Here is a 13,528-nt window from a genome sequence, read left to right as displayed (position 1 = left end):
TCGTCGCCGCGGCGGGTGGCCACGGGGCGAGAATCCGGCGGCGTCCGCCCCGGCCTGAGCGGGGCGCACGGCCCGCGCGGGCCGCACGAGAGGTGCGGGACGTGCGGCACCACCGTCAAGGACGCAGAAACCCGGACCTACGCCGATACGGCGTCGATCCGGGCCAAGGCGTCATCCGCGCCGTACGGCTGCAAATACGGCAGCCAGCGCGGGTCACGATGGCCCGTGCCGATGATCCGCCACGCCAGTCCTGACGGCGGGGCGGGCTGATGCCGCAGCCGCCAGCCGATCTCGGCGACATGGCGGTCGGCCTTGACGTGGTTGCAGCGCCGGCACGCGGCGACGACGTTTTCCCAGGTGTGCTGACCTCCGCGGCTGCGCGGGATGACGTGGTCGACGCTGGTTGCGACGCCACCGCAGTACATACAGCGCCCGCCGTCACGGGCGAACAGCGCCCGGCGGGTCAAGGGAACGGGGCCGCGAAAGGGCACCCGCACGAACCGCTTCAAGCGGACCACGCTCGGAGCGGGTATGACATGGGTCGCACTGTGCATCAGGGCGCCGGATTCCTCGAGGCTGACAGCCTTCTCATTGAGGACGAGGATGAGCGCGCGGCGGAGCGGTACGACGCCGAGCGGCTCGTACGACGCATTGAGGACCAGGACATGCGGCACGAGTGCCTCCTTGTACGCCGGCGGCGCGTGGCTCGCGCCGGGACGATCTCCCCACAGTGTCCCCCGGTGCCTGGTGAGAGCGCCACCATGACCGAGTAACGGGTCGGAGGTGTTTTCCACCACACACCGGCACGTCCGGCCGGATACGGCTCATTCCGGCCCTGCGCACCACTATCCGACTCGAACAAGGGCGCGGACCGCTCCTGTTGCCCCGTTAGTGTGGTTGGTCAGCCCGGCTCACGGTGTCCCACCGGGGCCCGGGTCTGCTGTCCCACACGGAAGGTTCGACTGTGTTCTGGTCCGCTTCGCCGGCCGCTGCCGCGCACCTGAGCGCCGCCACGCCCGGCTCATCCGGCCCGACGTCGCTCGACGACGCCACGGACAAGGCCACCAACGCCGCCGGCTGGGTGCAGGAGAACTGGGGGACGTGGCTCACGTCCGGCCTGCAGATCTTGCTGATCCTCGTGATCGCGGTGGTGCTGCGGCATGTGATCCGCCGCACGATCACCAAGCTCATCGAGCGGATGAACCGCACCGTGGCCGCCGCCCAGGGCACCGCGCTGGGCGGTCTGCTCGTCAACGCCGAGAGACGCAGACAGCGCTCCGAGGCCATCGGCTCGGTGCTGCGCAGCGTCGCCTCCTTCGTGATCATGGGCACCGCCGCCCTGACCGTGCTCTCCGTCCTGAAGATCAACCTGGCGCCGCTGCTGGCCAGCGCCGGTGTGGCCGGTGTCGCCATCGGTTTCGGCGCCCGCAACCTCGTCACCGACTTCCTCTCCGGCGTCTTCATGATCCTCGAGGACCAGTACGGCGTCGGCGACGAGATCGACGCGGGGGTGGCCACCGGCACGGTCATCGAGGTCGGCCTGCGGGTCACCAAGCTGCGCGGCCCCAACGGCGCGATCTGGTACATCCGCAACGGCGAGGTCAAGCGGATCGGCAACCTCAGCCAGGGCTGGTCCACCGCCGCCGTCGATGTGGTGATCGCCGCCGACCAGGACCTGGAGCGCGCCCGCGAGACCATCACCGGCGCCGGCGAGGAGATGTCCAAGGCCGAGCCCTGGAACGAGCAGCTGTGGGAGCCGGTGGAGGTCCTGGGCCTGAGCGAGGTCCACCTGGACACCGTCACCATCAGCGTTTCGGCCAAGACCATGCCCGGCAAGGCCCCCGGCGTGGAGCGCGAACTGCGCTGGCGCATCAAGCGGGCCCTGGACGCCGCCGGCGTCCACCTGGCCCCGCGCCCCCTCCCCGAGGAGGAGGACGAGGAGGCCGCCGACCCCTCCGCCGGCATGGCCGCCCCCTCGGCCCTCAACAACCCGCTGTCCCCGCAGTCCATGGCGACGAACCCGATCGCTTCGCCGTCGAAGACGGTGAAGTAACCCGGCCATCCGGAGCTGACGGCCCGGACCGTCGACAGGAGGGGCGTACCGCGCGGGTACGCCCCTCCTGCGTTGCGCCGGTGGTGTGCGCCGGCGCGACGTCCCGGGGGCAACGGGTGGGCAGAGGGGGCGGCGGGCGGCGAACCCGGCCCGTCCGCACCGTTGACGCCGCCGCGGCCCGCCGCTTAGCTTCCTGTGGGAACGATTGGAAGGTTTATTAACAGATACTCGGCCACCCGGAAACCCGGGGAACCGGGGAGGGGTGGTGGCCGCGTCATGGCCGGTGGGTGCAGCGCGCAAGGCACGCCGGGCACGCCGGGGTTGCGGGGTACGCCCGGGACGCCGCGGGTGTTGCGGGCCATGAACGACCGGGCCGCGCTCGATCTGCTGGTGTCGCAGGGCCCGTTGACGCGTACGCGGATCGGGGAACTGACCGGGCTGTCGAAGCCCACCGCCTCGCAGCTGCTGGCACGGCTGGAGGCGGCGGGGCTGGTACGGACGACCGGGAACGTGACCGGGCGGCCGGGGCCCGGTGCGCAGCTGTACGAGATCGACCCGGTGGCGGCGCATGTTGCCGCGCTGGCCGTCGATCCGCTGGGGATCACCGCCGCGGTCGCCGACATCACCGGGCAGGTGCTCGGGGAGGAACGGGTCGACGCCGACGCCGCTGCCGGGGAGGCGCCGCACCAGACCGCGCAGCTGGTCGCGCGGGCCGTCGACGGGGCACTGGCCAGGGCCGGGCTGGCACGCGGGCGCCTGCACGGGGTGGTGATCGGCACACCCGGTGCGCTGGACCCGCGGACCGGGCGGCTGCGCTACGCCCCGCATCTGCCGGGGTGGCACGCGCGGGGGCTCAAGGACGAGCTGGCCGGGGTGCTGGGCACGCCGGTCACCCTGGAGAACGATGTGAACCTGGCCGCGGTCGCCGAGCAGCACGACGGGGCCGCACAGGACGTCGGCGACTTCGTGCTGGTGTGGGCGGACAAGGGGGTCGGTGCCGCTCTCGTGCTGGGCGGCCGGCTGCTGCGCGGGGCCACCGGCGGCGCGGGCGAGATCGGTTATCTGCCGCTGCCCGGTGCCCCGTTGACCCGGGGCGGTGACCCGGGCGGTGGCCACGGCTTGGCGCAGGCGGACGCCGGCGGCGGCTTCCAGCAGCTGGTCGGCTCACCGGCCGTGCTCGCCCTGGCCCGGGAGTACGGGGCCCGGGACGTGCGTACCGTCGAAGGGGCGATGGCGCACGACGGGGTCCGTGCCGAGATCGCGCGGCGGCTGGCGACCGGGATCGCGGCCGTGGTCGCGGTCGTCGACCCGCGGCTGGTGGTGCTCTCCGGCGAGGTCGCCCGGGCCGGCGGCCAGGCGCTGCGCGCCCTGGTCGAGGAGGAGTTCACCGGGCTCCCGCTGTCCCGCCCCGCCGTGCGCCTGAGCGATGTCGACGGCCCCCCGGTCCTCACCGGCGCGCTGCGGACGGCGCTCGCGACGGTGCGCGATGCGGTGTTCCACACCGGCTGAATGCCGCGCTCCGGCCCGCGGATCCGCGCCGCGCGGGGCGCCCCCGTCCCGTTCTTCGCATGCTTCCCGTTCTTCCCGCGCTTCCCGTTCTTCGCACGCTTCGCACAGAAGGCCTTCGTCGAAGGCGTCACGCTCACCGGAGTGAAGGGCTGATCCGTATGCCGTCTCCCCAGGGACGCACCCCGCACCCCCGCGTCAAGCTCGCCGTGGTCGGCGGCGGCTCCACCTACACCCCCGAACTCATCGACGGTTTCGCGCGCCTGCGCGAGGTGCTGCCGCTGGAGGAACTGGTCCTCATCGACCCGGCCGCCGGCCGGCTGGAGCTGGTGGGCGGCCTGGCCCGGCGGATCTTCGCCAAGCAGGGCCACCCGGGCCGGATCTCCTGGACCACCGACCTGGACGCCGGTACCGACGGCGCGGACGCGGTGCTGCTGCAACTGCGGGTGGGCGGCCAGGCCGCCCGCCACCAGGACGAGACCTGGCCGCTGGAGTGCGGCTGCGTCGGCCAGGAGACCACCGGCGCCGGCGGCCTCGCCAAGGCGCTGCGCACGGTCCCCGTCGTCCTGGACATCGCCGAACGGGTACGCCGCCGCAACCCCCGTGCCTGGATCGTCGACTTCACCAACCCCGTCGGCATCGTCACCCGGGCGCTGCTCACCCACGGCCACCGGGCCGTGGGGCTGTGCAACGTCGCCATCGGATTGCAGCGCGGATTCGCCGCGCTGCTGGGCGTCTCCCCCGCCGAGGTCGAGCTGGAGCACGTCGGCCTGAACCACCTCACCTGGGAGCGGGCGGTACGCGTCGCGGGCGAGGACGTCCTTCCCCGGCTGCTGGCGGACCACGGCGACGCCCTGGCCGAGCGCCTGCGCCTGCCCCGCGCGCTGCTCGACCGCCTCGGTGTCATCCCGTCGTACTACCTGCGCTACTACTACCAGCACGACGCGGTGGTACGGGAGTTGCGGGGCGCACCGTCCCGCGCGACGGAGGTCGCCGCCCTCGAACGACGGCTCCTCGGCATGTACGGCGACCCGGCACTCGACGAGAAGCCGGAGCTGCTGGCGCGGCGCGGCGGCGCCTTCTACTCGGAGGCCGCGGTGGCGCTGACCTCCTCCCTCCTGTGCAACACGGGAGACACCCAGGTCGTCAACGCCCTCAACCACGGCGCCCTGCCGTTCCTGCCCGACGACGCGGTGATCGAGGTGCCCGCGACCGTGGACTCGACCGGCGCCACGCCCCTCCCGGTGCGCCCCTTGGAGCCGCTGTACGCCGGGCTGGTCGCGCATGTCAGCGCCTACGAACACCTCGCCCTGGAGGCCGCGTTGTGGGGCGGGGCCGGCCGGAGACCCGACCGGGCCGGGGGACGCAACGCCGTCTTCTCCGCTCTCCTCGCCCACCCCCTCATCGGCCGGACCGACCACGCGGACCGGCTCACCGACGCACTGATCGCGCACAACCGGGAGCACCTGCCGTGGGCCTGACCGGCACGGCGCTCGCCGTCGACGCGGGCAACAGCAAGACCGACGTGGCGCTGGTGGCCACGGACGGCAGGCTGCTCGGCACGGCACGCGGCGGTGGCTTCCGGCCGCCGGCGGTGGGGACCGGCCCGGCGGTCGACGTCCTGGCGCCGCTGGTGCGGTCGGTCCTGGCGCGGGCCCGGCCCGCGGAGCCCGTCGGGCACCTCTCCGCGTTCCTCGCCGGCGCCGATCTCCCCGTCGAGGAGGAGCGCCTGGCCGCCGAGATCACGGGCCGGGGATGGGCGCGCACGGTCAGCGTCCGCAACGACACCTTCGCGCTGCTGCGGGCCGGGCTGCCGGACGACGGGGAGCGGGTGGGCGTCGCCGTGGTGTGCGGGGCGGGCATCAACTGCGTGGGGGCCGGCCGGGACGGTGCCACCGCGCGCTTCCCGGCCCTCGGCCGGCTCTCCGGCGACTGGGGCGGCGGGGCGTTCCTCGCCGAAGAGGCCCTGTGGCGCGCGGCCCGGGCGGAGGACGGCCGCGGCGCACCGACCCGGCTGGCGCAGGCCCTGCCCGCGCACTTCGGCCTGGCCCGCATGCCGGAACTGATCGAGGCGTTCCATCTGCGGGCCCTCCCCGGCCACCGCCGCCACGAACTGGTGCCGCTGCTCTTCTCCGTGGCGGCGGCCGGTGACCCGGTCGCCCGCGCCCTCGTGGCCCGCCAGGCGGAGGAGATCGCGCTGCTGGCCACCGTCGCCCTCAAGCGTCTCGGGCTCCTCGGCGCACGGGTCCCCGTGGTGCTGGGCGGCGGCGTCCTGGCCGCCCGTCACCCGCTCCTCCACGACCGGGTCACCCGGCTCCTCGCGGAGCGTGCCCCCCGGGCGGTGCCCCGTGTGGTGGTCGCCCCGCCGGTGCTGGGGGCGGCCCTGGACACGCTGGACCGGGCGGGCGCGGAGGCCGGCGCTCATGAACGGCTGCGGGCGGCCTGGCGGGCAAAGCCGCCCGCCGCTCAGTCCCCCACCGGAAGCGCCAGGTCCCGTACGTGACCGGCGAGGAGCAGGACCGCGGCGTCCACGGCGGCCCGGGGGTCCCGGTCGCGGATGGCGTCGGTGAGGCGGGAGTGCGGGTCGTCGGGAGCCGCGGTGGCGGTGTCCAGGCAGGCGGCGCGGCGCAGTTCCTCGCGCAGGGCGGCGCTCAGGGAGCGGTAGATGTCGGCGAGGACGGGGTTGTCGCCCGCCTCGGCGACCAGGACGTGGAACTCGGCGTCGGCGGCGGTGAAGGCCTCGCCGTCCTGCGCGGCGAGGGCGGCCCCGCGGCGGGCCAGCGCGGCTTCGATGCCGGCGAGCTGGCGGTCCGTACGGTGCTTGGCCGCCTGGCGGGCGGCGACCACGTCGAGGCCCTGGCGGACCTGGGTGACATGGCTGAGCTCGGCGCGTTCGAGGCGGCGGCGGAGGGCGAGGGCGCTGTCGTCGTCGCAGAGCACGAAGGTGCCGTCGCCCTGCCGGGGTTCCAGGAGGCCGGCGTGCACCAGGGACCGTACGGCTTCGCGGACCGAGGCGCGGCTGACCCCGAGGGTTTCGGACAGCGCGCTCTCGGGCGGGATGCGGCTGCCCACCGGCCAGCCGCCGCTGACGATCTGGGCGCGGATCTCGTCGGTCGCCCTCTCCACCAGCGACACCCTGCCCTTGCGGACCGACTGCACGGGATCACTCCCCCTTCGGCACGGTGTCCGGGCCCCGGTATCACCTGATGTCTGACGATTCTCCGCCCACTGTAGTGCCGGTCCCCGCGGCGCGGCGGGCCCCGCCGGACCGCGGCCCGAACACCCCCCTCGAACAAGATCTCCGAACAAGATCGGGGCAATCGCGGTGTGTGTGTCAGTGGCTGCGGACATACTGCTGCCCATGCACCGGTTCTTCTCGTGAGCGCTCCCGGGCGCCGTGCGCGGAGGCCGGTACCGACGTCAGCGACCGGGGGGAGGGTCCGTGTCCAGCACCAGCGTGCCGGCTGCCGGTGGGCCGGCCGGCGGCCCGGCACCGCCCGCCGCCGGGCGCAGAACGGCCTGGGCCGAGGGGCTGGACGAACTGCGCGCCGCGGCGACGACGGAGCCGGGCCGGCTGCGGGTGATCGGTGCCGTACTGGCCCTGCTGGTGGTGCTGTTCGGCGCGGTCACGGCCTGGCAGGTCGCGGACCGGGCGACGGCCGCGGACGACGTGGTGGAGCGCAGCCAGCCGCTGAGCGCGGACGCGGCGAGCATCTACCGCTCGCTGGCGGATGCCGATACGACCGCCGCGGCTGGTTTCCTGGCCGGCGCCAAGGAGAGCCGGGCGACCCGCGACCGCTATGCCGCCGATATCTCCACCGCGTCCGCGCTGCTGGTCAAGGCGGCCGCCCACAGCAGCGGTCCGGCCGGCGGCGGCGCGCAGATCGCGAAGCTCAACAGCGGACTGCCGCGCTATACGGGGCTGGTGGAGACGGCGCGCGCGAACAACCGGCAGGGGCTGCCGCTGGGCGGCGCCTACCTGCGCTACGCCAACGAGCAGATGCGCACCGAACTCCTCCCGGCCGCACGGGCGTTGTACGACGCGGAGACGGACCGGCTGGCGGCGGACTACGGCGCGGCCGGGGCACGGCCGTGGTACGCGGTGGCAGCGGGGGTGGTGGCCCTCGGTGCGCTGGGGTGGGCGCAGCGGCGGCACTACCGGCGCACCAACCGGGTGTTCAACAGGGGCCTGCTGGCGGCGACGGCGGCCTCCCTGGTGCTGCTGGTGTGGCTGGTGGCCGGGCATACCGTGGCGCGTACGGGGCTGACCGGTTCGTACGAGCACGGCGCCCGGTCGCTGCGGGTGCTCAACGAGGCGCGGATCGATGCGCTGCAGGCGCGCGGGGACGAAAATCTGACGCTGGTGGCGCGCGGTGCGGTGCTGACGCACGGCCAGCAGGACTTCTACGAGGCCGGTTTCCGCTCCCGGATGGCGGATCTGGCGGGCGGGGGCGGGCCGGGGGCCGCGGCGGCGAAGAGCAGGCTGGGGGCGGCGCTGGCGCTGGCCGACGACGAGGCGGGCCGGCGTCCGGTGCGCGCGGCGCTGACCGGCGCGCGGCAGTGGCAGGCGCGGCACGGCGAGGCACGGACGGCGGACGAGAAGGGCGATTACGCACAGGCGCTGGCCAAGGTGATCGGCACGGACGGGTCCACCGGGCAGTCCTTCGACCGGGTGGCCGCCGGGCTGCAGCAGGCGCTGGTGCACGAGCAGGCGGAGTTCCGGTCGGCGGCGGACGCCGGGCGCCGGGCGCTGGACGGGCTCGTGGTGGGGGCCGGGCTGCTGGCGGCGGCGTCGGCGGCGGGCGCGGTGCTGGGAATCGGCCGCAGGCTGGCGGAGTACCGGTGAGGAGGTCTGGTGAGAGGAGGCCTGGTGAGAGGGGCATGCGGATGCGCGCGGGAGAGCTGGTGAATCTGCGTGCCGTCCTCGCGCCGGTCGCGTCCGGGATGGGGGTGATGGCCGCGGTCGCCGCCGTACTGGTGCCGGTGCTGGGCGGCGACGCCGAGCGGGCCGGGCACGGCGGCGGGCGGGTCTCCTCGTCCGCGCCGGCCCACCGCGCGTACGGACCGGGGGCGGCGCCGGCCGCACCTGCCGCCGCGCCGTGCACGACGCGCACCGCCGCGGCGAGCCTGCGCCCGTCGGCGGACGACGGCGCGGCGCTGAAGCGGATCAAGGAGCGGGACCAACTCGTCGTCGGGGTGGACCAGAACACCTACCGGTGGGGGTACCGCAACCCGTCCACCGGCACGCTGGAGGGTTTCGACATCGATCTCGCCCGGGCGGTCGCCGAGGACATCCTGGGGCCGCACCCCCATGTGGTCTTCAAGACGGTGCCGACCAACCAGCGGATCCCGGCGCTGCAGAAGCGTGCGGTGGACATGGTGGTGCGGACGATGACGATCAACTGTGCCCGCAAGCAGCAGGTGGCGTTCTCGACCTCGTACTTCCAGGCGGGGCAGCAGGTGCTGGCCCCGATCGACTCGGCGATCAAGGCGTTCGACGCTTCGCTGAAGGGCCGGCGGGTGTGCACGGCGGCGGGTTCGACGGGTGAGACGGCGCTGCGGGCACGGCCGCACGGCGCACAGGTGCTGACGGTGCCCAGCCAACTCGACTGTCTGGTGCGGCTGCAGCTGGGCCAGGCGGACGCGGTGGTCACGGACAGCGCGCTGGCGGCGGCGCAGGCGGCGCAGGACCCGAGGGTGGAGCTGAAGGGCGAGCCGTTCACGGACGAGTCGTACGGCGTGGCGATGAACAAGAACGACACCGATCTGGTGCGGCGGGTGAACAAGGTCCTGGACGACTACCGGGGCGGCGGCGGGGACAGCGCCTGGATGCGGGCGTACCGCAAGTGGCTGAAGGCCGATCTGCCGGGCATATCGGGGCCGCCCGCGCCGCAGTACCGCGACTGATCGCTCCAAGGAGCGGAGTAGTGCCACCGATCGCCCCGGGAGGGCCGGATGCCGTCACTATGGAAGAGGTCGTGGGAGGAGCTGACCGCAGCGGCCACCCGGCCGCGGCAAACGCCGTGCCACGTACGCGTATTGGAGAGGTGATCGATGGGGGTCCCCAGGCCCTTCCCCGGTTCTCCGGGGGAGCCCGATGCCCCGGTTCGAGGCCGGGAGGACGTGGACCGCGCCCTGGCGCGGCTCGGTGCCGAGTACGAGGCGATCGAGACCTCGCTGCTCGCGTTGCAGGATCACGCGGGGCGCCGGCTGCTGGAGGGCGCCGGTCTGGCCGGCACCACCAAGGAGCGCTGGGCCGCGGCGGAGCGTTCCATCACCCTCCTGTGGACGCTGTTCGATGCGTACACGGCGGCGCTGGAGCAGGCGCGTGAACTGCGGGAGCGGCGGCGCCTGCCGTCCCCGGAGGACCTGGCGGAGCTGACCGGGCTGCTGTACGGCGACGGGGTGACGGTGCCGGGCGCAGGCCCGGCCGCGGCCGGCGACGGTACGCCGGACGGACCGGCCCCGGGGGGCGAACGGTTCAGCCTGGACGCGCTCGTCGAGCGGATCAACGGGCTGTACGCCCAGTCGCTGGACGTCATCATCGCCGCCGATGCGGTCTGGTCGGCGCTGCCGGCCCGGATAGACCTGCTGTCGGCCGAGTTGCAGCGCACGCGTTCCCTGGCGCATTCGGTGGGCGTACGCCCCGGCGAGCACCCGGCGGGCGACGACCTGGAGCGGATCACGGACGAGCTGCTGCGGCTGCGGGAGCGGGTGATCGCGGATCCGCTGGCGTTCTGGGTGTCGTCGTCAACGGGGAGTTCGGCGCCGGGTGCCGGCCGTCCGGACACCGTGCGCTACGACCGTGCGGCCCGTGCGCTGGAGGACATCCGGCGTGAGGTGGCGGCGGTGCTGGACGTGCGGCAGGACGCGGAGCGGCGGCTGATGCAGCTGCGGGACGTGCTGTCGCGGGCGGACCGTACGCTGACCGAGGCGCGGCAGGCCCGGGGCGAGGTGCTGGCGAAGATCGCCGGGTCGGAGGTGCCGGCGGTCAGCGGCCCGCCGACGGCGCTGCACGAACAGCTGGCCGCGGCCGCCGACTACCGCAGACGGGCGCAGTGGCACCGGCTCTCGCCACTGCTGGACAGCCTGGAGGAGCGGGCGGAGGACGAACTCCTGCGGGCGCGCGAGTCGTTGACGGCGGTGACCGCACCGCTGGCGGTGCGGGCCGAGCTGCGCGGCCGGCTGGATGCCTACCGGGGAAAGCTCGCACGTCACGGTTTGGCGGAGGATCCGTTGCTGGCCGAGCGGTACGACCTGGCGCGGCGGATGCTGTGGAGTGCGCCCTGTGATCTGCGGGCCGCCGAACAGGCGGTGTGGCGCTATCAGCAGGCGGCGGCGGAGGCACTGGCCGTGCAGCAGCGGGAGGACGAGGGGGATTCGTGACGGAGCGGGCCGACGAGCGCTGCCAGCGGCGGGAGTGCGCGGGCAGTTACGAGGATGTCGGCGGCGGTGAACTGTACTGCGACCTGTGCGGGCTGGCGCCGGTGGTCTCGCCGGACGGGCTGCTGTCCTCACCGCCCACGGGCCTGACGGGCCGGGCGTTCACGGGCGGCACGGCGGGCCGCGAGGCGGCGGGGGCGTTGCTGACGGTCCCCTCCCCCGCCCCCGGTTCCGGTGCGGGTTCCGGCCCCGGCACCCGCACCGCCCGTTCCTCGCCCTCGCGGCGCTCGGTGCCCGGCCGCCACTCGCGGTCGGTGTCCGGCAGGGGGCCGGAGCGCGGTGTGGCGGCGGTGTCGGTGCGCGGCGCGGGCAGCGGCGCGTCGTCCGGGGCGGCCCGGGGGCGGCTGGGCGCGGGGCTGGTGACGGTGCCGGAGGTGCCGCGGCCCGATCCGCGTACGGCGGTGCTGGAGCATCCGGAGGTCCCGGAGCGGAAGCGGTTCTGCAGCCGTACGGACTGCGGTGCGCCGGTGGGCCGGGCGCACGGTGAGCAGCCGGGCACCACGGAAGGCTTCTGCATCAAGTGCGGCCACCCGTACAGCTTCGTGCCCAAGCTGCGGCCCGGCGACATGGTGCACGGCCAGTACGAGGTCGCGGGCTGCCTGGCGCACGGCGGGCTCGGCTGGATCTATCTGGCGACGGACCACGCGGTCTCCGACCGGTGGGTGGTGCTCAAGGGGCTGCTGGACACCGGCGACGAGGAGGCGCTGGCGGTGGCGGTGTCCGAGCGGCGCTTCCTCGCCGAGATCGAGCACGCCAACATCGTGCGGATCTACAACTTCGTGGAACACCTCGACCGGGCGACGGGCAGCCTCGACGGCTACATCGTCATGGAGTACGTCGGCGGCAAATCGCTCAAGGAGCTCGCCAACGACCGGCGCACGCCCCAGGGCAGGCGCGATCCGCTGCCGGTCGAACAGGCCTGTGCGTACGGCATCGAGGCGCTGGAAGCGCTCGGCCACCTGCACCGCCGCGGCTACCTCTACTGCGACTTCAAGGTCGACAACGCCATCCAGCAGCACGACCGGCTCAGGCTGATCGACATGGGCGCGGTGCGCAGGATGGACGACCACCACAGCCCGGTCTACGGCACGATCGGCTATCAGGCACCGGAGATCGCCGCACTGGGCCCGTCGGTCTCCTCCGACCTCTACACCGTCGCCCGCACCCTCGCCGTCCTCACCTTCGACTTCCAGGGCTATACGAACGTCTTCGCGGACTCCCTGCCCGATCCGGACCACATCGAGGTGTTCCGCAGCTACGAGTCGTTCTACCGGCTGCTGGTGCGCGCCACGGACCCGGACCGGGCGCGCAGGTTCGCCTCGGCGGAGGAGATGGCCGAGCAGCTGACGGGCGTGCTGCGGGAGGTGGTGGCGCTCCAGTCGGGCGAGCCGCGGCCCGCGCTGTCCCCGCTGTTCGGGCCCGAACTCCGGGTGGTCGACACGGAGCTGATGGCCGCGGCGGAGGGCGACAGTTCGCTGCTGGGCGCGCGGGGGGCGGCACGCCGGGCCGAGCCGGTCTCCGGCGGCCCGGCGCTGCGCCCCCTGGACGTCGCCGGCGCCGCCCTGGCCCTGCCGGTGCCGCGGGTGGATCCGGACGATCCGCACGCCGGGCTGCTGGCCGGGCTGCTGGCCGCCGCGCCCGCCGAACTGCTGGGCGCCCTGCGTTCGGTGCCGGTCGAGTCCCTGGAGGTCCGGCTGCGTGCGCTGCGCGCCCGTCTGGAGACGGGGGACGGCGCCGGGGCGCAGCGGGCGCTGGAGGAGATCGCGGCATCGGAGCCCGCCGGGCAGTGGGCCGCCGCGCGCGGCAACGGGCCCGGCGCCGGGGGCGCGGACTGGCGGGTGGTGTGGCACCGCGGCCTGGTGGCGCTGACGACCGGGGACCGCGAGGGCGCCGCACTGGCCTTCGACGCGGTCTACGACGCCTTCCCCGGCGAGCCGGCGCCGAAGCTGGCGCTGGGGATCTGCGCGGAGCTGCTGGGCCAGCTGGACAACGCCGTGGAGTACTACCGCCTGGTGTGGGCGACCGACCGCAGTTATGTCGGCGCCGCGTTCGGACTGGCACGGGTGCACCTGGCGGCGGGCGACCGCACCGGCGCGGTCGGGGCGCTGGAGTCCGTCCCGGAGTCGTCCATCCACTACATAGCGGCGCGGATCGCGGCGGTCCGCGCCCGGCTGCGGGGACGCCCGCCGCGCGATCCGCTGACGGCGGACCTGCGGGCGGCCGCCGAACAGGTCGAGGCGCTGGCGGACTTCGGCCTGGACGCCGAACGAAGGGAACAACTCACCACCGAGGTACTGGGCAGCGCCCTGGACTGGGTACTCTCCGGTAGCCACGGTGCCGGGCCGGACGGTCCGGCGGGCGTGGCCGGGCGGCCGTCGCTGCTCGGCTGCCCGCTGGACGAGCGCGGTCTGCGGTTCGGCCTGGAGCGGTCGTACCGCCTGCTCGCGCGGCTGGCGCAGCGTGGTGAGAAAAGGATCGAACTGGTGGAACGGGCCAACCGCTTCCGCCCCAGGACGTGGGTGTGAC

At 74.4% G+C, this 13,528-nt stretch carries 11 protein-coding genes; 9 read left to right on the top strand and 2 right to left on the bottom strand.

The features are described from left to right. Positions 1 to 137: 137 nt before the first annotated feature. A complete protein-coding gene (locus ABZ851_RS05845) occupies positions 138 to 674 on the bottom strand; it encodes an HNH endonuclease (protein ID WP_006605595.1) in 537 nt (178 codons plus the stop codon). Between the two features lie 290 nt (positions 675 to 964). On the opposite strand from ABZ851_RS05845, the gene ABZ851_RS05840 reads away from it, so the two are divergent. From ABZ851_RS05840 to ABZ851_RS05820, 5 genes are all read left to right on the top strand, one after another. Continuing rightward, positions 965 to 2,053 (top strand): mechanosensitive ion channel family protein, encoded by a 1,089-nt coding sequence (locus tag ABZ851_RS05840; RefSeq protein ID WP_336052289.1) that lies wholly within the window; start codon positions 965 to 967, stop codon positions 2,051 to 2,053. A gap of 360 nt (positions 2,054 to 2,413) precedes the next feature. Beyond that, on the top strand, positions 2,414 to 3,562 hold the full coding sequence (locus ABZ851_RS05835; RefSeq protein ID WP_361122679.1) for an ROK family transcriptional regulator: 1,149 nt from the start codon (positions 2,414 to 2,416) through the stop codon (positions 3,560 to 3,562). Next, complete coding sequence (locus tag ABZ851_RS05830) at positions 3,563 to 3,715, top strand: hypothetical protein (RefSeq protein WP_361122675.1); 153 nt, start codon at positions 3,563 to 3,565, stop codon at positions 3,713 to 3,715. Positions 3,716 to 3,720: 5 nt separating this feature from the next. Continuing rightward, positions 3,721 to 5,040, top strand: a complete 1,320-nt coding sequence (locus tag ABZ851_RS05825; RefSeq protein ID WP_361122672.1) for a 6-phospho-beta-glucosidase — start codon at positions 3,721 to 3,723, stop codon at positions 5,038 to 5,040. Then, positions 5,031 to 6,062 (top strand): BadF/BadG/BcrA/BcrD ATPase family protein, encoded by a 1,032-nt coding sequence (locus ABZ851_RS05820; protein WP_361122669.1) that lies wholly within the window; start codon positions 5,031 to 5,033, stop codon positions 6,060 to 6,062. The genes ABZ851_RS05825 and ABZ851_RS05820 overlap by 10 nt, the downstream gene beginning before the upstream one ends. On the opposite strand, the gene ABZ851_RS05815 is transcribed toward ABZ851_RS05820, so the two are convergent. Further along, the gene (locus ABZ851_RS05815) at positions 6,026 to 6,718 is read right to left on the bottom strand and encodes a FadR/GntR family transcriptional regulator (protein WP_361122666.1); all 693 of its coding nucleotides are present in this window, start codon (positions 6,716 to 6,718) and stop codon (positions 6,026 to 6,028) included. The two genes, ABZ851_RS05820 and ABZ851_RS05815, sit on opposite strands and share 37 nt — an antisense overlap. Before the next feature lie 298 nt (positions 6,719 to 7,016). On the opposite strand from ABZ851_RS05815, the gene ABZ851_RS05810 reads away from it, so the two are divergent. The 4 genes from ABZ851_RS05810 to ABZ851_RS05795 all read left to right on the top strand — a co-directional run bounded on the left by ABZ851_RS05810 (position 7,017) and on the right by ABZ851_RS05795 (position 13,527). Continuing rightward, positions 7,017 to 8,405, top strand: coding sequence for a hypothetical protein (locus ABZ851_RS05810; RefSeq protein ID WP_361123747.1), 1,389 nt, complete (start codon positions 7,017 to 7,019; stop codon positions 8,403 to 8,405). 41 nt (positions 8,406 to 8,446) lie between these two features. Then, on the top strand, positions 8,447 to 9,466 hold the full coding sequence (locus ABZ851_RS05805) for a glutamate ABC transporter substrate-binding protein (RefSeq protein WP_361122663.1): 1,020 nt from the start codon (positions 8,447 to 8,449) through the stop codon (positions 9,464 to 9,466). Positions 9,467 to 9,613: 147 nt separating this feature from the next. Next, positions 9,614 to 10,945, top strand: a complete 1,332-nt coding sequence (locus tag ABZ851_RS05800; RefSeq protein ID WP_361122660.1) for a hypothetical protein — start codon at positions 9,614 to 9,616, stop codon at positions 10,943 to 10,945. Continuing rightward, complete coding sequence (locus ABZ851_RS05795; protein ID WP_361122657.1) at positions 10,942 to 13,527, top strand: tetratricopeptide repeat protein; 2,586 nt, start codon at positions 10,942 to 10,944, stop codon at positions 13,525 to 13,527. The genes ABZ851_RS05800 and ABZ851_RS05795 overlap by 4 nt, the downstream gene beginning before the upstream one ends. Position 13,528 lies beyond the last annotated feature (1 nt).

The organism is Streptomyces sp. NPDC047049, from assembly GCF_040643995.1.
Taxonomy (GTDB): Bacteria; Actinomycetota; Actinomycetes; order Streptomycetales; family Streptomycetaceae; genus Streptomyces; species Streptomyces mooreae.
This window is presented reverse-complemented; position numbering and strand designations above follow the sequence as displayed.